This window comes from Nocardia sp. CDC519 (genome assembly GCF_059509835.1).
The window spans coordinates 5,275,279-5,293,649 of record NZ_CM183377.1 but is presented as its reverse complement, the minus strand read 5'-3'; the positions used below and the strand labels follow the sequence as shown (position 1 = coordinate 5,293,649).

At 67.3% G+C, this 18,371-nt stretch carries 18 protein-coding genes; 11 read left to right on the top strand and 7 right to left on the bottom strand.

The window, feature by feature from the left end; genetic code table 11:
• Positions 1 to 10: 10 nt before the first annotated feature.
• Positions 11 to 1,450, top strand: coding sequence for a neutral zinc metallopeptidase (locus tag AC5W7N_RS23870; protein WP_195007260.1), 1,440 nt, complete (start codon positions 11 to 13; stop codon positions 1,448 to 1,450).
• A gap of 69 nt (positions 1,451 to 1,519) precedes the next feature.
• Here AC5W7N_RS23870 and AC5W7N_RS23865 read toward each other — a convergent pair whose 3' ends face one another.
• Complete coding sequence (locus tag AC5W7N_RS23865; RefSeq protein ID WP_495922212.1) at positions 1,520 to 2,590, bottom strand: alpha/beta hydrolase; 1,071 nt, start codon at positions 2,588 to 2,590, stop codon at positions 1,520 to 1,522.
• A gap of 511 nt (positions 2,591 to 3,101) precedes the next feature.
• Here AC5W7N_RS23865 and AC5W7N_RS23860 point away from each other — a divergent pair.
• Positions 3,102 to 3,965, top strand: coding sequence for a hypothetical protein (locus AC5W7N_RS23860; protein WP_495922210.1), 864 nt, complete (start codon positions 3,102 to 3,104; stop codon positions 3,963 to 3,965).
• Here AC5W7N_RS23860 and AC5W7N_RS23855 read toward each other — a convergent pair.
• Entirely contained in the window at positions 3,898 to 5,334 is a 1,437-nt protein-coding gene (locus tag AC5W7N_RS23855; protein ID WP_495922208.1) for a M20 family peptidase, read from the bottom strand. The two genes, AC5W7N_RS23860 and AC5W7N_RS23855, sit on opposite strands and share 68 nt — an antisense overlap.
• Positions 5,335 to 5,534: 200 nt before the next feature.
• The gene (locus AC5W7N_RS23850; RefSeq protein WP_495922206.1) at positions 5,535 to 7,181 is read right to left on the bottom strand and encodes a CocE/NonD family hydrolase; all 1,647 of its coding nucleotides are present in this window, start codon (positions 7,179 to 7,181) and stop codon (positions 5,535 to 5,537) included.
• Positions 7,182 to 7,391: 210 nt separating this feature from the next.
• Here AC5W7N_RS23850 and AC5W7N_RS23845 point away from each other — a divergent pair, with 210 nt between their 5' ends.
• Positions 7,392 to 8,126: a DUF4191 domain-containing protein gene (locus AC5W7N_RS23845; RefSeq protein WP_163814204.1), complete on the top strand. Its 735-nt coding sequence runs from the start codon at positions 7,392 to 7,394 to the stop codon at positions 8,124 to 8,126.
• Between the two features lie 204 nt (positions 8,127 to 8,330).
• On the opposite strand, the gene AC5W7N_RS23840 is transcribed toward AC5W7N_RS23845, so the two are convergent.
• Positions 8,331 to 8,861 carry an RDD family protein gene (locus AC5W7N_RS23840; RefSeq protein WP_163814205.1) on the bottom strand — a complete coding sequence of 177 codons (531 nt, stop codon included), beginning with the start codon at positions 8,859 to 8,861 and terminating at the stop codon, positions 8,331 to 8,333.
• Positions 8,862 to 9,113: 252 nt separating this feature from the next.
• On the opposite strand from AC5W7N_RS23840, the gene glnA reads away from it, so the two are divergent.
• Positions 9,114 to 10,550 carry a type I glutamate--ammonia ligase gene (gene glnA / locus AC5W7N_RS23835; RefSeq protein WP_163814206.1) on the top strand — a complete coding sequence of 479 codons (1,437 nt, stop codon included), beginning with the start codon at positions 9,114 to 9,116 and terminating at the stop codon, positions 10,548 to 10,550.
• Between the two features lie 254 nt (positions 10,551 to 10,804).
• Positions 10,805 to 11,272 carry a nitroreductase/quinone reductase family protein gene (locus AC5W7N_RS23830; protein ID WP_495922204.1) on the top strand — a complete coding sequence of 156 codons (468 nt, stop codon included), beginning with the start codon at positions 10,805 to 10,807 and terminating at the stop codon, positions 11,270 to 11,272.
• Positions 11,273 to 11,279: 7 nt separating this feature from the next.
• Here AC5W7N_RS23830 and AC5W7N_RS23825 read toward each other — a convergent pair whose 3' ends face one another.
• Positions 11,280 to 11,540, bottom strand: coding sequence for a hypothetical protein (locus AC5W7N_RS23825; protein WP_495922202.1), 261 nt, complete (start codon positions 11,538 to 11,540; stop codon positions 11,280 to 11,282).
• 204 nt (positions 11,541 to 11,744) lie between these two features.
• Between AC5W7N_RS23825 and AC5W7N_RS23820 the strand changes: the two genes are divergently transcribed.
• Positions 11,745 to 12,035, top strand: coding sequence for a hypothetical protein (locus AC5W7N_RS23820; RefSeq protein WP_194991079.1), 291 nt, complete (start codon positions 11,745 to 11,747; stop codon positions 12,033 to 12,035).
• Here the strand turns inward: AC5W7N_RS23820 and AC5W7N_RS23815 are convergent.
• Complete coding sequence (locus AC5W7N_RS23815; protein ID WP_195021129.1) at positions 11,994 to 12,566, bottom strand: TetR/AcrR family transcriptional regulator; 573 nt, start codon at positions 12,564 to 12,566, stop codon at positions 11,994 to 11,996. The genes AC5W7N_RS23820 and AC5W7N_RS23815 overlap by 42 nt on opposite strands.
• Positions 12,567 to 12,860: 294 nt before the next feature.
• Here AC5W7N_RS23815 and AC5W7N_RS23810 point away from each other — a divergent pair, with 294 nt between their 5' ends.
• The 5 genes from AC5W7N_RS23810 (at position 12,861) to AC5W7N_RS23790 (ending at position 17,387) form a co-directional block, all read left to right on the top strand.
• A complete protein-coding gene (locus AC5W7N_RS23810) occupies positions 12,861 to 13,214 on the top strand; it encodes a hypothetical protein (RefSeq protein ID WP_280211896.1) in 354 nt (117 codons plus the stop codon).
• Positions 13,215 to 13,234: 20 nt separating this feature from the next.
• Positions 13,235 to 13,576 carry a hypothetical protein gene (locus AC5W7N_RS23805; RefSeq protein ID WP_163814212.1) on the top strand — a complete coding sequence of 114 codons (342 nt, stop codon included), beginning with the start codon at positions 13,235 to 13,237 and terminating at the stop codon, positions 13,574 to 13,576.
• Between the two features lie 65 nt (positions 13,577 to 13,641).
• Positions 13,642 to 13,965: a hypothetical protein gene (locus tag AC5W7N_RS23800; protein WP_163814213.1), complete on the top strand. Its 324-nt coding sequence runs from the start codon at positions 13,642 to 13,644 to the stop codon at positions 13,963 to 13,965.
• 94 nt (positions 13,966 to 14,059) lie between these two features.
• Complete coding sequence (locus AC5W7N_RS23795; RefSeq protein ID WP_495922199.1) at positions 14,060 to 16,534, top strand: hypothetical protein; 2,475 nt, start codon at positions 14,060 to 14,062, stop codon at positions 16,532 to 16,534.
• Between the two features lie 172 nt (positions 16,535 to 16,706).
• Complete coding sequence (locus AC5W7N_RS23790; RefSeq protein WP_495922197.1) at positions 16,707 to 17,387, top strand: class I SAM-dependent methyltransferase; 681 nt, start codon at positions 16,707 to 16,709, stop codon at positions 17,385 to 17,387.
• A 170-nt stretch (positions 17,388 to 17,557) separates the two neighbouring features.
• Here the strand turns inward: AC5W7N_RS23790 and AC5W7N_RS23785 are convergent, their stop codons facing one another.
• Positions 17,558 to 18,301, bottom strand: coding sequence for an SCO6745 family protein (locus tag AC5W7N_RS23785; protein ID WP_495924190.1), 744 nt, complete (start codon positions 18,299 to 18,301; stop codon positions 17,558 to 17,560).
• Positions 18,302 to 18,371 lie beyond the last annotated feature (70 nt).

The following is an 18,371-nucleotide window of genomic DNA, read 5'->3' as shown; positions in this document are numbered from 1 at the left end:
AGGCATTCAAGTGACAAGGAACAAGCGGCTGCGCTTTGCCGCCGCCATCGCGGCGTGCGCCGCGTTGGTGCTCACCGGCTGTTCGGAATCGGCCGAGGCAGCGCAGTCGGGTCCGGGGCAGGAAAACCCGTGGCAGATCGCGGGTGCCACGTCGAGCACCGGTCCGAGCGGGCCGCGCCCCGACGCCCCGGACGCGCCGATCCAGGCCGAGAACGGTGACGGCGGGCCGATGGACCAACTCGCCCTCAACGCCGTCTACGACGTGCAGGAATTCTGGAAAAAGGAGTACAGCAAGACCTTTCCCGGCACCTTCGAGCCGGTGCAGCAGCTGATCTCCTGGTCCGCGTTGGCACCGAAATCCGAGGCGGTCGAGTTCTGCACCATCGACACCTATCAAATGGTCAATGCCGCCTACTGCGGCTCCGACCATTCGATCGGCTGGGACCGCGGCGTGCTGCTCCCTGAGCTGGTCAAAGAGTTCGGCGACATGTCGGTGGTCATGGTGCTGGCCCACGAGTACGGCCACGCCCTGCAAGGCCAGGCCAAGATCTCCGACCGGCGCACCCCCGGGCTGGTGCGCGAACAGCAGGCCGACTGCCTGGCCGGTGTGTACCTGCGCTACGTCGCCGAGGGCGATTCCCAGTACTTCACGATGAACACCACCGACGGCCTCAACGGTGTGCTCGGCGCGACCGTCGCGGTGCGCGACCGCGACCCGGACGACCCGGACAACGTGCACGGTTCGGCGTTCGAGCGGGTGACCGCGGTGCAGATGGGTTACACCAGCGGCGCCGAAGCCTGCAAGGCGATCAATGAAGACGAGATCGAACAGCGCCGTGCGGGCCTGCCGATCACCTTCGAAGACGACCACGGCGAACGTCAGCTGCCGGTCGATCAGGAATCGCTGGTCAGCGTCGCCAATGCCGCGGCCGAGGCGCTGCCGTCGGATGCCGCTCCGCAGTACGACTACTCGGGTGTGGCGTCGAGCTGCTCCGGAGTGACCGTCACCCAGCCGGTGTCCTACTGCCCGGACGCCAACTCCATCGGCACCGACATCCCGGCGCTCGCCGAACGCGCGGGCCCGCTGGAGGACGAGGACAAACCGCTCTCGGCGATCGTCAGCGGCGACTACAACGCCTACGTCGTCTTCATCTCCCGCTACACCCTCGCCGTGCAGAAGGCACGGGGCCTGTCGCTGGAGGGCGCGGACACCGCCGGCCTGCGCACCTCCTGCCTGTCCGGTGCGATCACCACCGAACTGAGCAAGCCGGGCCGTGAAGTTCAGCTCTCGGCCGGTGATCTGGACGAGGCCATTTCCGGTCTTCTCTCCGACGGTCTGGCGGCCAGCGACGTCAACGGCGAGACCGTGGAGAGCGGGTATCTGCGGCTCGAGGCGTTCCGTCTGGGTGTGCTCGAGGGCGAGGCGGCCTGCGCCAACAAGTACAACTGAGGTAGTCCGAGCAGCGAAGGCGCCGAGGTCGGGTTGTCGACCTCGGCGCCTTCTGCTGTGCGGGCCGGCCTACGTGCCGAGGTGTGCTTCCAACCAGTCCACGACGTCGGTGAGCACCTGGTCCTGCTCGGGCTCGTTGAAGATCTCGTGGTACAGGCCGTCGTAGCGGCGCACGGTGAGATCCTCGGCGCCCGCGCCCTTTTCGATGAGATCGGTGCTCGACGGCGCGGCAATGGTGTCGGCGGTGCCGTGCATCGCGAGCGTCGGTGCGGTGAGCTTCCGCAGGCGACCCTTGACGGCGATTGCGGCGTTGAGTATTTCGGTGGCGGTCCGCGCGGGGAGCTTGCCACGGAACACCAGTGGGTCGCTGTCGTAGGCGGCGACGACCTTCGGATCGCGGCTGATATCGGACGAATCCAGTTTCAGCACACCGAGATTCGGTGTGAGCTTGGTGAGCACCGGTGCCAGCAGCCGCTGAATCGGATTGCCCACCGGGATGTCGAGCGGCGGCGCCGACACCACGACACCGTCCACCTCGATCGGCGCCCGCGTCACCAGGAACAGCACGATCAGGCTGCCCATCGAATGTCCGAGCAGGAACGCGGGCACCGCGGGGAACTCCCGCCGCGCCATCGCGAGCAACGTCGCCACATTATCGGCCGCCGCATCCATCGACCCGATATTCGCCCGCGCCCCACCGGAATTCCCGTGCCCCGGATGATCCAGCGCGTACACCGCGAACCCGGCATCGGCCAGCCGACGCCCCACATGCTCATACCGCCCGGCATGCTCGGCGACACCGTGCACCAGCACGATCACCCCGCGCGCCCCGCCTTCGGGCAGCCAGGCCCGCCACTCGATCCGGGCACCGTGCCCGATGAAGGAGCCGGAATCGGCGTGGGGCTGTTCGCCGGAGGTCGAGGCGGCGCTATCTGTCGCGGACGCAGTTGAGCTCGCGCCGGCTGCGTCCGCGCTCTCCGGCGGGTTCTCTGCGCCGGTCGACTCGCTGTCGAGTGCCGTCGCGGCGCCGGATGCCGCGGTGTCGTCGGACACGGCGATGCCCGCGGCGGGTTCCGCGTCGTCGCCGTTCGCGTCACCCGAAGCTTCGCTGGTGGTCGCGGTCGAATCTGCGCTGGACACGGCCGCATCCGCGCTGGATGCGGTCGGAACCGTGCTGGTCTCGGCCGAAACTGTGCTCGACTCGCCCGAATTCGCACTGGAAGCGACCGGAACCGCGTCGGTGTCGGCCGATGCTGCACCGGTCTCGCCCGGAGCTGCATCGGTCTCGCGCGGAGCTGCGTCGGGTGCGCTCGGAGCCGTGTCGGTCTCGGCCGAAGGTGCGTCGGTGTCGGCCGATGCTGTGTTGGTCTCGCCCGGGGCTGCGCTCGTCTCGGCCGAATCTGCGTCGGGTGCGCTCGGAGCCGTGTCGGTCTCGGCCGAAGGTGCGTCGGTCTCGGCCGATACTGCGTCGGACTCGGCCGGAACTACGTCGGTCTCGCCTGAATCGACGCCGATCCTGCCCGAACCCGCGCTGGTCTCGGCTGAAGCAGCGACGGCGGAGCTGGCCTCGGAAGCGTCGTCGGTGGCCGGTCCTGCTGCGGCGGTGGCCGGTTCGGTACCGCCTGCTTCTTGCGTGTTGGTGGTGGCATCGGTGACTGCGGTGGCGGAGTCCGGTGCGGAGCTCGATGCCTTTGTATTCGCGGCAGCGCCCAGCGGTTCGGAGCTGCCTGCGTCTTGCGTGTTCGTGGGTGCGGCGTCGGTGTCCGCGGTAGCAGAGCTCGATGCGGCCGCCTTGGTAGCGGACTTCTTCGCAGCCGGGCGCGATGCCGGGCTGGTCGAAGTGGTCTTGCGGGCGCGCGTGCTCGCGGCCGTCTTCTTCGCGGGACGGTCGCCGGTGGTGCCGGTGGCGGCTTCGGGCGTCGACTCGGTGGTGGCAGCGTCGGCGGAGGCCGTGGTCGCCGGTTTCGGCGCGGCCTTCTTCGCGGGCCGCTTCTTCGCCGGGGCGGCGGTGGAATCGGCGGTGCCGGAAGCGGGCGTGCCCGCGCTTGTCACCTCGGAGTCGGCCGTGTTCTTGGTCGCGGCGGATGTGGCCGCAGCGCCCTTCGCCGCGCCGCGCGCTGTCGCCTTCGCGGCGGTCTTGGCAGCCGTGCCGGCCTTCTTCGCCGCCGTGCCGGTGTTCTTCGCCGCCGTGCCGGTGTTCTTCGCCGCCGCTGCTGTGCCGGTCTTCTCGGCCGCTGTGCCGGCCTTCTTCGCCGCCGTTCCGGCCTTCTTGGCTGCCGCGCCAGACGCGGCGCCGGAGGATGTGCTCTTGGTGGCGCGTGAGGCCCGCGTGGTGGCCTTCTTGGCCGCGGCCTTTGCCGGGGTCTTCGCGGCACCGTTTCCGGTGTCGGTCGTCGCGGAATCGGTTGTGCTGGAGGCGGAGTGCTTGTCCGGCTCGGCGGCTTGGCTCATATGTCGGTTCCTCGGGTGGGGCGTGGCGCCGGGTCGGCGAGCTGGTCGATCAGCCGCCGGTTGAATGCGATGAGGCGAGCGTAGTTGACGCGGGAGATCCGTTCATCGGTTCCATGGATGCGTTCGAGATCGGTCCGGTCGAAGACGACAGGGGCGAAGTTGCAGCGGGTGCGGGCCAGATCGTCGTAGTGGCGCGAGTCGGTGGCGCCGGGGACCAGGCCGGTGGTGACGACGATACCGGGCACCACCTCGCTGGCCAGGCGGGCGATCCGGTCGAAAGCCGGGCCGGCAGTGGCGACCCGAGACGGCTCCGATGACATGCCGACCAGCTCGATCCGCACGCCGTCATCGCCGACGACGCGGCGGCAGTGTTCCAGCACTCCGTGCACCGAGTCGCCGGGCAGGATCCGGAAGTTGATCAGCGCCTCGGCGTGCTGGGGCAGCACGTTGGCTTTCACCCCGCCGCGGATGACGGTCGGCGCCGTCGTGGTCCGCACCATCGCCTCGGTCTGCGGTCTGGCGGCCAGCACCCGGGTGATCACGGGCCCGGCGACCCCTGCCATGCCGAGCACCTTGCGCCGGGCCGGTGGCATGGCCGCGCGCAGACGGCTCAGCATGTCGGTGATGACCGGTGTCAATCGCAGCGGCATCGGCCGATCCTGCAGCCGCCCCACCGCCCGCGCGATGCGCCCGACCGCCGTCTGTTTCCCCGGCATCGACGAGTGCCCGCCGACATCGTTCACCGACAGCCGGACGGTCGCGTATCCCTTCTCGCCCACCATGATCGAGGCCACCGGCCGGGCGACGCCATCGGCGACGCCTTCGGTGATCACCCCGCCTTCATCGAGCAGCAGTTCCGCCCGCACACCCCGCTCGCGCAGCGCCTGCGCCATACGGACAGCGCCGTCGTCGCCGAAGACCTCTTCGTCGTGCCCGAACGCCAGATACACCGTCTGCGCCGGCCGCATCCCCGCGGCGAGGGCTGATTCGACGGCCTCGAGGATCGCCATCACCCGGCTCTTGTCGTCGATCGCGCCGCGCCCCCAAATGTACTGCTCATCGACGACACCCATGAACGGCGGATGCGTCCAATGCGGTTGATCATCGGCCGGAACGACATCCTGATGCGCGAGCAGGATCGCCGCCGTCCGCGACGGATCCGTCCCGGGCCAGGTGTAGAGCCTGCTGTGCCCGAACAATTCCAGTTCCAGCTCGGCATGCACTCGCGGGAACGACCGCTCCAGGTGCTCGGCCAACAGCGCGAACGCCGCATCGTCGATCTCGGCCGGATCCTCCCGCGACACGGTCGCACACCGCAGCGCCGCTGCCAGCCGCTCCGCCGTCGCGTCATCGACGCCGTCGATCGGGTGCGACCGGCCGAAGGGATCGCTGCCGGCAGCGGCCAGCGCCCGAGCCTCCGATGTGGCGGGCACGGAGGATTCGACATCCGCCCCGACCATTCGACCGCCGGTGGTCGGATCAACCGGCTCGCCCCGATCGGGCCGCTCCCCGGCTACCGTGCCGTCGGACGCCGACCCGCCCGCGCCTGGCTCACGTGGTCCAGCGGCGGGCACGGACCTATCGGCGGCACCGACCGGGGCGCCTTCGTCGGGCTCGTTGCGGGCGGCCCCGCTCATCGGGTGGGCGCAGTGGGCAGTTTCATCGGCACCACTGCATTGTTCACCACCCCGGCATCGAGGGTGCGGGTCTTCTTGCGATGCCACTTCGGGATGGCCTCGCCGATACCGCCGGGCAGATCGGCCGTGCGCGGCTGGGTCAGGACGGGCACCTCGAGTCGCGCCGCCGTGACGGTGACCTCGGCGAAGGCGGGGGAGTGCGACCAGACGTCGTCCACCACATCGGTGATGCGCGCGCCGAGCCGATGTCCGGCCGCGATGGGCCAATCCTGGGCCAGCAGCCGCACCTGCGCGGTCTGGCTCACCGGCGCGATCCCGCGGGTGATGACGACGGCGTTGTTGTCCGGCGCGATATCGAACAGCTCCACCGCCACCGTCGCGTTCGGCGGCCCGGCCAGCGACAACGTCGCCGTCGGGATTCCCGACAGATGCACCGCACGGTCGAAGGGCTCGGTCACCGACCAGATCTCTCGGTCCGGTCCCGGCAGCAATCCGCGATCGGTATAGCGCCCGGTGCGCAGCTCGACCGGGACGCGCACGGTGTCGGCGGCCGGCCATTGCGTCTCACCGCGCCACCGTCCGTCGAACTGCCCGACGGTGACCCGCGGTCCCGGAATCTGCACGTCGCGCCCGGCCACATGCTTGTCGAAGAACGCCAGCAGTTCGGTGTCAAAATGCGGGGTCGCGCACTTCTCGTGGCAGGTCTGGTGTCCCCACTGCCCGAACCATGCCTTGTGGTCGCCCGGGCCGAGGTTGTTCCACAGGTCGAGGACGCGGTAGGCGCGGGTGTTGTAGTCGAGGAACCCCTGCCCGAGGAACAGCGGAGTGGTGGTGCCGCCCAGCTTGGCGACCAGATCGCGATCGCGCCAGAACGCGGTGTCGCCGTTGTGGTCGGTGATGTCCTGGAGGTAGCGGGCGTAGCACTGCATCGGCAGTTGCAGTGCGTTGGCCTGGTACTCGGGTGAGTCGCCGGGGTGCGGCGGGGTAGAGGCGATCAGCACGTGTTCGAAACCGGCGAGGTCGGCGGGCCGCACCCCGTCCTCGGTGACGGGTTTACCGGAGAACTTCCACGACACGCCCTCCATGTACAGGTAGGTGTACGGGTCGACCACCGGCTCGAACGCCGCGACCGCCGCCAGGCCCTTCGGCTTGGTCGCCAGCCCCATCAATCCGGTCCACGCCTCGTAGGAGGCGCCCCACATGCCGACCTTGCCACTCGACCACGGCTGGCTCGCCGCCCATTCCACCGCGGTGGCCACGTCGGCTCGCTCACCCGGTCCGCCGAAATCCGGGCAGCCCGACGATCCGCCGAATCCGCGCAGGTCCACGATGACGTAGGTGTAGCCGGCGTTCAGGAACAGCTCGGGCGTCAGGTTCTCCACCGACGGCCCGCCCTCGAGCCGCGGCTCGCTCAGGTACGCCGAATGCGCGCGATACGGGCTGACGGTGAGGATCACCGGCGTGCGTTCATCGTCGGCCAGACCGGCCGGGCGCAGGATGTCGGCGTGCAGCCGGGTGCCGTCGGGTGCGTCGATATAGGCCTCACGCCATTCGTGCGGCACCTCCGGCCGCGCGCTCGCGGTCATCGGCACGGCCGCGGTCACCACCATCAGCACGCCGACGACGAGCAAGAGTGCACGCACCAGAACCGGTCGATCAGGCACCGCTCGACTACCTCCGCATCCGTTCCAGCCCACGCGCGGGCCGGCGACGGACTACGTCGGCAGCGCACCTAAGAAGTATCGGGTCGCCGGACGAACGTCCAGCCCCCGGAACCGGGGTGCCGTCGTCGTGGTTTGTCGCCGGTCGTCCCGTGGCGGGAACGCTCACCCACGGGCACTATCCTGAGAGACATGCCAGCAGGTAAGCCCACCAAGGAAGCGAAGGCCGCGGCGAAAGCGGCCCGCAAACAGCAGTCGAAGGAGCGCCGCCAGCAGCTGTGGCAGGCCTTCCAGATGCAGCGCAAGGAAGACAAGCTGCTGTTGCCGCTGATGATCGGCGCGCTGGTCGGCATCACCGTGGTGTTCTTCCTGATCGGGCTGATCTTCGGCCTGCAATGGTTCCTGCTGCCGCTGGGCATCCTGCTCGGTGTGCTCGTCGCGTTCATCATCTTCGGTCGCCGGGTGCAGCGGTCGGTGTACAGCAAAGCCGAAGGTCAGGCGGGTGCGGCGGCCTGGGTGCTGGACAACCTGCAGGGCAAATGGCGGGTCAGCAACGGCGTCGCCGCCACCACCCAGCTCGATGCGGTGCATCGCGTGGTCGGCCTACCCGGGGTGATCTTCGTCGCCGAGGGCTCGCCGCAACGGTTGAAGTCGCTGCTGGCGCAGGAGAAGAAGCGCACCGCCCGCCTCGTCGGCGACACCCCGATCTACGACGTCATCGTCGGCAACGAGGAGGGCCAGGTTCCGCTCAAGGAACTCCAGCGCTACCTCACCAAGCTGCCCCGCAATATCGACGCCAAGCGCATCGACCTCATCGAAGGCCGCCTCGCCGCCCTCAGCGCCCGCAGCGGCCCGGCCCTGCCGAAGGGCCCGATGCCGGCGGGCGCGAAGATGCGCGGCGTGCAGCGCACCATCCGGCGCCGCTGAGCCCACAATTCTCGGCAAGGGCCGGTGTCCGGATCGCGGGCACCGGCCCTTGGCGTAGCGGGGTGCTCAGCCAACGAATCCGGTCATACGCGATGACGTGATAGATCACCAGGGTCGCGGCGAACCCCAGCCCCCACTGCGGCAGGCCCACCGCCCACAACGCCGCGGCACCGCCGAACAGCACCACCGACTCCGGACGGGAGGTCAGCGCGAACGCACGACCGCCGTACCCGTCGCCCGATCGTGCATACCGCGCCCGTCGGCATCGGTGAACAGCGCGGGCACCACGAAGATGAGCAGCAGTTGCCTGCCGAGGGCGCGCACGAAGCCCACCCGCACCGGGGCGTCGACGCGGATCACGCGTAGTCGAAGGAAGTACTGGCCGGGTGTGAACCCGAACAGGGTCACCGCGAGGATGCCGACGACCACCCACACCATCCATGTGGGCGTGCTCAGCGCGCTCACCACGGCCTCGAAGTTGGTCGGCGGCTGCTTGCCGGCAGGCACGTCCGCCTCGGCGATGATCTGCTGCGGGTCCGGCCGCACGATCAGCGCCGCGATGCCCATCGCAATGACCCAGTCGACCATCAGTGCCGCGATGCGCCGGCCCATGCCCACCAGAGAGCCCGCGCCCTCGCGCGGCAATCCGATGTGTTCGCCGCGAAACTCGGGAGTTGCCGGATCGCCCGGATCCGCTGTCGGTCCGGAGAGCCAGGATCCGGTGATGCGTGCCATGGCTTCCAGGATAGGTCTATGCGGTCGGCCACCCGCGACCGCATAACCGGTGCTCACGCCGTTGGCCCAGGTCACGAATGGCAGAATGACGTCACCGTCAGAGCATGGGTGGCACATGCCACCCGTTCGGTAGCACGTGTAACACTGGCGAAACACAACCTTGACTGCCGGGAAACACCGCGTCCATACCGTCTGGTCGCGACGCCCATGCAATCGACACTGGCCTGGGAAACAATCCGTAAGGAGAACTAAGTGACGTTCAGCACGGCCGACGAGGTCATCAAATACATCGCCGATGAGGACGTCGAATACGTCGACATCCGCTTCAGCGATCTTCCCGGTGTTCAGCAGCACTTCTCCATCCCGGCGAAGGCGTTCACCGCCGACCTGGCCGAGGAAGGGCTGGCGTTCGACGGTTCCTCCGTGCGTGGTTTCCAGTCGATCGACGAGTCGGACATGCTGCTGCTGCCCGACTACAGCACCGCGCAGCTGGATCCGTTCCGCGCCGCCAAGACGCTGAACCTGAACTTCTTCGTGCACGACCCGTTCACCCGCGAGGCCTACTCCCGCGACCCGCGCAACATCGCGCGTAAGGCGGAGGAGTACCTGCGCTCGACCGGTATCGCCGACACCGCGTACTTCGGCGCCGAGGCGGAGTTCTACATCTTCGACTCCATCCGTTACGACTCGGCCATGAACGGCGCGTTCTACGAGATCGAGTCGGTCTCCGGTTCCTGGAACACCGGCGCGGAGTTCAACCCGGACGGCACCCTCAACCGCGGCTACAAGGTCCGCAACAAGGGCGGCTACTTCCCCGTCGCGCCGTACGACCACTACGTCGACCTGCGCGACAAGATCTCGACCAACCTGCAGCAGGCCGGTTTCGAGCTCGAGCGCGGCCACCACGAGGTCGGCACCGCCGGCCAGGCCGAGATCAACTACAAGTTCAACACCCTGCTCTCGGCGGCCGACGACCTGCAGCTGTTCAAGTACATCGTCAAGAACACCGCGTGGCAGGAAGGCAAGACCGTCACCTTCATGCCGAAGCCGCTCTTCGGTGACAACGGCTCGGGCATGCACGTGCACCAGTCGCTGTGGAAGGACGGCAAGCCGCTGTTCCACGACGAGTCCGGTTACGGCGGCCTGTCGGATCTGGCCCGCCACTACATCGGCGGCATCCTGCACCACGCGCCGTCGCTGCTGGCGTTCACCAACCCGACCGTGAACTCCTACCACCGCCTGGTCCCGGGTTACGAGGCCCCGATCAACCTGGTGTACTCGCAGCGCAACCGCTCCGCCGCGGTCCGCATCCCGGTCACCGGCAACAACCCGAAGGCCAAGCGCATCGAGTTCCGCGCGCCGGACTCCTCGGGTAACCCGTACCTGGCCTTCGCCGCCATGATGATGGCCGGCCTGGACGGCATCAAGCGCAAGATCGAGCCGCTGGCCCCGGTCGACAAGGACCTCTACGAGCTCCCGCCGGAGGAGGCCAAGAACATCCCGCAGGCCCCCACCAGCCTGGCCACGGTCATCGACCGGCTCGAGGCCGATCACGACTACCTCACCGAAGGCAACGTCTTCACCGAGGACCTGATCGAGACCTGGATCAACATCAAGCGCGAGCAGGAAATCGCCCCGGTGAACCTGCGCCCGCACCCCTACGAGTTCGAGCTCTACTTCGACGTGTAAATCGAAGTAACGCAAGACGTTTCGAGCCCTCCCGCCCTTCGGTGCGGGAGGGCTCGTCCCGTTGGGGGAGTGAGACCGTCCTCGATCCCGCGGCCGGATCGCCATCGCGTCGGTTGTCTCGGATGGGGTAACCGTCGGTGAGGCGATCAGGAATCGAGAAGCGGCGCGTGGGCGGCGCTGGTTAGCGTGATACCAAGTTCGCGTCGCGCACGGATCCGCGCGGCGTCCGGGGCCGAGGAATGAGAGGTCAGGCGATGGCAGGCGATCAGCAGGTGGGTGGCAAGCGCAAGCCCGGGACGCCGGGGCCGCTGTCGCGGTGGTTCCAGAAGAAGATGAACGCCCGCACCGCCGCGAAGATGCGCCGTAAGGGCAGCGGCAAGGTGATGGGCATGAATGTGCTGATTCTGCACACGGTCGGCCGCCGCAGCGGGGAGCAGCGCGAGACGCCCCTCGCCTGGTTCGGCGACGGCGACGCCAGGCTGATCGTGGCCTCCGGCGGCGGCAGCGTGAACCCCGACTGGTACGCCAACCTGACGGCGCATCCCGAGCGGGTTTCCATCGAACTCCCCGGCGAGGGCACCGTCGACGTCATCGCGCAGACGCTGGACGGCACCGACCGCGAGGAAGCCTGGAAGCGCATCGTCGCCGAGGAGCCCCGCATCGGGAAATATCAGAAGAAGTCCAAGCGGATCTACCCGGTCCTCCGGCTCACCGCACGCTGATCGCCACTCAGTCGGTGGGGCCCTCGCACCAGTCGTCGAAAGCGTCGAACGCGGGTTCGGCCTGCGGCGGCACCATATCCTCGATCCGATCCTCGATCGGCTCCCAGATGGCCGCGCACTCCGGCGGCGCCGGCGGCAACATCTCCACGTACTGCGTCAACGGCGATTCCGGCTCCGGCGCCGCCGGCTGGGCCGCCGCCACTCCTGCACCCGCCAGCGTCATGGCGGCCGCGAACCCGACGGACGCGACCACTCGACGTGCACCCATGTCAACCTCCTGAACAGCTCCGTTCCCTCCGGCGACCTTCTGCCGCCTCGCCGGTCGCATACCCGGGTTCCGGCTGCCTACGCGGGAGGTCCTGAACCGAATGCCGTGCGCGGCGGCATCGGGTGCCGCACACTACTCGGGAACAGACGCCCGATCGGCCAACCGCGTGTTGGCCTCGGCGAGCAGCGGGAAGGGATCGAAGCGATGGCGATCGGCGAGCGACTCGGCCAGGCGGCCCTCGACGGCACACCCATCTACGGTGAACCCTTCGAGACCGCCGACGGCGCCACGATCATCACCGTCGCGCACCGCTATGGCCGGTTCGGCACCGGGGTGCGCCCGGTCGGAGTTTTCACCATTCGTGACGGCGAGGCCGTCTGGGTGCGTCCCGACGGCAGGTGCCGCCGCACCATGCACCGGCGTGTGCCGTCGCACGGTGCGCGCTCCAAAACGTCACCGCAGGCTGGTTCGTCCCAAGCGGCTGCCCAGACCTGACGTGCACAGGGCTTCGAACCGCCGCCACGCGGTCGACGGCGGAGTCGGCGCCCGCGGATCGATAACCGATCCGAGCAGCCCGATCACACCCCAGGACAGGAATGCGACGGTGTCGGAGAACTCGCCGTCGTCCATGTCGAGCCGCCCCGCGAGCTGTTCGGCCAGGATGCTACGGACCGACTGCTGGTAGGCGCGCAGCACCGTCGCGCTGCTCTTCGGGCCGATCAGCGGCTGGTAGACATCCGGATAATCCGCGGCCAGCTGGAACATCACGCGCAGCGGGGCCAGCGGCGCCCCGGGCACCGCGCGCACTCGCGCGATCTCCCGGCGCAAGAACTCGGTGCAACTCACCACCAGCAGATCGTCCTTGTCCCGATAATGCGCGTAGAAGGTGGACCGGCCGACATCGGCGCGGTCGATCACGTCGGTGACCGTCACCCGCTCATACCCGCGTTCGATCATCAGCTCGATCAACGCGCGATGCAGCAGATCGCGGGTGCGGCGCACCCGGCGATCGGGGGATTCGGCCATGCTGGATTCTTTCGTCGGCGGCAGGCTACGACGATATCGGCACAGTCGTAGTGGATGCTGCGTTGCGGCGGCATCGTCCCAACGGCCGGGCCTTCCCAACGATGAAAAACCCTGCGCGAGTGTGAAAAGTTGGGGAAATACCAGTGCAGGAGGAGGCGGTGTGCGGATGGGGCTCGACGGTGTCCAGCCTGCGCAAACGATCCATAGGCCGAGCGACGTCTCCGCACGACCGGCGGCGTCACGGTCTCGCGGCGGCGTGACCGCCGATGGGCACCTGCCGCCCGGGTGGTGACAGTGTCGGAGAACTGGGATCTCGGGATGCATCCCGATACCGAGGCGGCGCTCGAAGGTGGACGAGCGGCGGTCCACGCCATGGATGCGATGCTCGAACGGATCGACGGCATCCGTGCCCGCCGCCCCTCGCCGTCCGGCCGCGTCATCCCGGAGGTCGACGGGCTCGGGCGGCTGACGGACCTGTACATAGCTCCGGGAACCATCGCGAGTACAGCCAACCCACAGGAGCTCGTGGCCGACATCATGGCCGCTATCCGCGAAAGCGCCCTGGATGCCATTCGCCAACATGGGATCGCGGTGGACGAGATGCGGCCGCCCGAGCTTCCCGGGCGAGTGCCCGGCGAATCGGACTGACCGGCAGGTGGGAAACCTGGATGACGAACGTGGATGAGCTCGGTGAGCCCGGCGCGGTACCCCTTGCGCAGAACATCCTGTACGAAGTGTTCAACCCGGACTTCTCGGTTGGTGTGGCGTGCGACCGCAGCGGCATGGTCGCCGGTGTGCACCTCGGCGACGAAGTGTGGTCGAACAGCGACTACTGGTTGTCCCGCGAGATCCTGCGGGTGGCCCGCTTGGCCTACCTGAAGTCACAGGTCGGCCGCCGCGCGGAACTACTGGAGGCCGGAGCGGCGCCCTACACCGCCGACACGTTGGGGCTCCCGACGGAGTCCGAATTCCAACGGAAATTGAGAGATGAATTCGGTTCGGACTGCTGATTGCGACGAAGTGACCCGGATGGTCGCCATGACATCGAACGGTAGCCCGGCACAACACGAGGAGAGTGTTCGTCGAGATGGCTCTGCATCACAGTTCGCCCGAGACGCGCAAACAGGCCAACATGGAGCGCGCGGCCGCTGAACCCGCCTATGCGAAGGCCGAAGGGGATCCCGACTGGGAGCGCGATTTCGAAGAGATGTTCGGGAAGGCGGCCAACCAGGCGCGCGGCCTGTGGATGCAGGCGATAAATGAACGCAGGAAGAATTATACCGGCGTCGGGGACGATCGAAATCTCTCCGGCGATTATCTCGATGTCACCGCGGTGAGTATCGATGGCCAAGATATTGATGGTGGCGCCCGGGTGCGTCGCGCCGGACCCGAGGTGTAACTGCGCCATGCCCGTGCCTGCACGGTGCGCGAAATAGATCGAATGCTCCTGACTCGAAGCGGTCTGGTGCGATAAGCAAAAAGGGGCTGTGCTGGTGGCTGGTAACAAGCCGACAAAGGACGACATCACTGCGGGTGTCCTCTCTAAAGGCGACGAGCTCGGAGGAGACAAGAATCGGTGGCTGTACTCCCAGAATGGTGAATACCGTTTCGGGGTCAAGGACGGTAATGCGGTCGTCGAAGAGGTCTCGACCGGAAAGATCGTCAACCAGTTGTCGGAGGGGAAGAACGGCACCCGGATAAAGTTTGATGAAGAAGGCGGGTGGTTCGGGCAGCAGGGCGCCACCCGGCTGAACCTGGTGGGCCAGAAGACCACCGAGCTCAACGGCATGGGGGGTAAGCAGGAAAGGACAGAAGATGTCAATGTATGGGCAACGAAAACCAGCAACTCGACATTTGACGGCCCGGCCTCAGAAGGCAAAGACTGGGAAAACGACGACGGTCATGAGCCGGACTACTTCGTGCTCACCAACGATGGTCGGATAGCTGCGATCAAGGGAGGAATCCCGAAAAGCTGGGATAAATACAATCCCGAAGCCGATACGGGCACGATCGCGGTATGGGGCAAGCCGCACCAGGGCCTGAAAGCCGGTACCAGTCCGAAGAACTACCCACTCGAGTTCAAGCTTCCCAAGGGTGGGGAAAAGCCATCGCCGGCGCTCGGCCGCTGGGTGGATTTCATGAACTTGAAGCTGAAGCACATCGGGCATCAGATGGGCTCGAAGAACCCGGAGATTCCGAAGTTCCTCGTCGAGGGCAAGAATAAAAAGGGTGGTACCACCCTGAAGGACGAATTCTTCGACACTTCCTATGTGAAGCCTCTGGAGGGGGCGGGAGAGGCCAACAAGGGCTACCAGGATGTGAACAAGAAGATCGGCAAGAAGTACGACGAATTCAAGGAATACGACAAGCATCTGAAGAAGTTGGCGGAAAAGCTGACGAACGACAATGTCGCCACTTACAAGAAGATGTACGACAATGTCGAGACCGCGAACGAGGCGATCGCCAAGCAACTGTCCAAAGGTGTCAAAGGCGAGAAGGGCAGTACTGCTGCGGGTATCCAAAGTATTTTGGAAGAGTATCCGCTGTACGGCATCATGAGTGGTTCGGTCCAGAAATGCACGGATTTGCTCGTCGCCTATGTCGACGAGTCGGCCGCAGGCCATAAAGAACCGCCCAAGGACGGTAAGGGCGACGGCGACGGTAAGGGGGACGGGAAAGGCGACGGCGACGGTAAGGGGGACGGGAAAGGCGACGGCGACGGTAAGGGGGACGGGAAAGGCGACGGCGACGGTAAGGGGGACGGAAAGGGCGACGGCGACGGTAAGGGGGACGGAAAGGGCGACGGCGACGGTAAGGGGGACGGAAAGGGCGACGGCGACGGTAAGGGGGACGGAAAGGGCGACGAGGACGGAAAGGGCGGCAACGGCGGCGGCAACAGTGGCGGCGGCAACAGTGGCGGCGGCAACAGCGGTGGCGGCAACAGCGGTGGCGGCAACGGATCGACTCCGACTCCAACCCCGACGCCGACGACTCCGGGAACTCCGACCCCCACGCCGACGACTCCGGGAACTCCGACCCCGACACCGACGACTCCGGGAACTCCGACCCCGACACCGACGACTCCGGGAACTCCGACCCCGACACCGACGACTCCGGGAACTCCGACCCCGACACCGACGACTCCGGGAACTCCGACCCCGACACCGACCACTCCGGGAACTCCAACCCCGACACCGACCACACCCACAGCTCCACCTACACCGACAACGCCACCAGCGCAGGTGACCGCGCCACCCCAGCCGACATCACCCCCGGTGCAGACGCCGCAGGTGCCTCCGAACGGGGGAAGCGTCTTGCCTCGCCCCGATCTGCCGGGGCTGGGTGAGGGAGGGCTGCCGGGTTCTGGGTTCGGCGAAGGTCTCCTGCCGGATCTCGATGGTCCGCTTCCCGGTCTGGACAGCGTTCTTCCCGGTATCGATGGGTTGCTTCCGAGTCTGGACGATCACGGTCTGCCCGGAAACCGGGGCGATATGGGGGACATGGTTTCCCAGATCACGGATACCGTCACACGAGGTATCGATGGCGCTGGTCGCTTCGATCCGGCCGACTGGCTGACCGGCCGGGATGATGCGCCTCACAATCCGGGTGCCGACCGACCCCAACCCACCCCGTGGTCCACGGGTGATGTGCCGGCTCAGCAGCAGCCCGCGCCTGGTGCGGTGACCGCGCCGGGCGGGTTCGGCGCACCACCTGTGCTACCGATAGCGAATTTCGACGGTCTTCCCACGTTCGGCGGTTCGTCTCCAGCCGATTTCGGAGCCACCAGTTCCTACTCGACCGACAGAGCCGACGATTCTCCCGGTGCCGGGGTACCAGGCGGGATCGGGCGATTCGATGACCGGAACGACGAGCGTCGCTCGTCGGCCGCCGAGGGTCATGAGCAGGACGGTGTGACACCGGCACACGAAGGCGGTCCAGAGGAGACCCCTGATACGCGGTGGCTTTGAGGTGCCACCCGTAGTCGCATTCCTCGCTGCCACGCAGTAGATGAGGTCCATCGGCGAATGAGCCCGCCCGGCTCGTTCGCCGATAGACGGATTCGGGGCTTCTGTGCGGAAACGGACAGATCCGCGCATTGTGATTCTGGTCGTGGCGGGAGGAAATTCCGACCATGGGTTCATGTCAGGAAACACACGGTCCACCGGTGCCATGTTCGTCGACGAGGCGGAGACCGGCCTCGTCATCGCCGATCTCCGCCGCTACAACATGTTCACTGCCGCGTTCTTTCTCGGTCGCCACCGAGAACTCATCCGTGAACTGGCCGCAGCCAGCGGAGCCACACCCGGCAGCCATGCGCTCGACATCGGTTGCGGTCCGGGAAAACTGGTGCGTGCGCTCGGGGAGCTCGTCGGGCCGACCGGATCGGTCACCGGCGTCGACCCCTCCCGCACGGCCATCGAGCACAACCGCACCCATGATCCGGCGCCCAACCACCACTACCGGCTCTCCGCCGCACAGCACCTGGACTTCGCGGACGCCGAATTCGACGTCATCACCTGTACTTTCGTCATGCACCACATCCCCGAGCGGCACCGTGCCACGGCCATCGACGAGATGTATCGGGTCCTGCGTCCCGGCGGCCGCCTCCTGCTCGCCGATGCCCATCCCTCGCCGTGGTTGCGCATCGTGTTCACCCGGATCATGCGCCTGACCGGCAAGGGCGGCCACACCGACCCGTTCGCCGATGTCGATATCCGCCGGTACACCGACGCCGTGCGTTCGGCCGGTTTTGATGACCCGCGTTTCCGGGTGAACCGCTATGCGACCGGGTTGCTGATCGCCACCAAGCCCGCGCGGTGATGACACTTCTCGGGCGTTGCCGTGAGTCCTGTTGCGTCACAGCAGGTGAGCTGTCGAGACATGCCGGGTCGAACGGCGAAGCATGCGCTGCGAACGCCTAGGACTGACTGCGCAGGATATGTGCGCCGGTGCCGGCCGTTTTGCCGGCACCGCGACTTACCCCCGTTCGCTCACTGCCGCGCGAAAACCTTGGCGTGCGCGGCGGCGACGAGCTCGGTGAGCTCCGCCTGCTCACCCTCGTCGAGCACCGCGAACGCGGGCGCGATGAGTTCGTCGGTCACCGCTTCGGCCCGCTGCCAGCGCGCACGAATATCGTCGGTGATCTCCTTGAACGGCTCCGGCCAGCCGTACCAGCGCGCTTGGCCGGGGCCGTCGTTGATGGGGGAGCCGGAGATCAGCACGGCCTGCAGCGGCGTGATTCCCGAGGCGCGCACGGCGATCAGGTGCAGGCCGCCGCGCAATTCCCGCAACACGTGGGTGAGCTGCTGCACGCGCGCCGGGGCGTCGGCGGGCAGCGGCATCGCCCGCCAGCCGGCGAACAGGGGGACCCCGGCCGGATCCGCGGCCGCGGCAACGGCTTCGAGCAGTTCCGCGAGCCGGCCGGCCTGCTCGAACCCGGCGAGTTTGCGCCGGCCGAAATCCTGGCAGACGCGTGCGTAACGTTCCGCGGCTTTCGCGGCGGGCATCTGCACCGATTCCCAGGCCGTGCGAATCGAATGGGCCGGGAAGAATCCGAATGCCGCGGTGACCACCTCGGCGTCCACGTCGCCGAGCACGCCGCCGCGCCCGCGGGTGTAGGGGCCGAAGAAGGTGTCGACTCCGGTTTCTGCCGCGTATTCCTTTCCCTCCCTGGAGAACATGAATCCTCCGCCGAGTTGCTGAATGTAGGGGTTCACCGCCGCGCCGACCGACATGTCGGGTTCCTTCCGCTGGACTGACATCACCTGCCACCTTATGGGTTTTGTACACCGTACGGAAGACCCT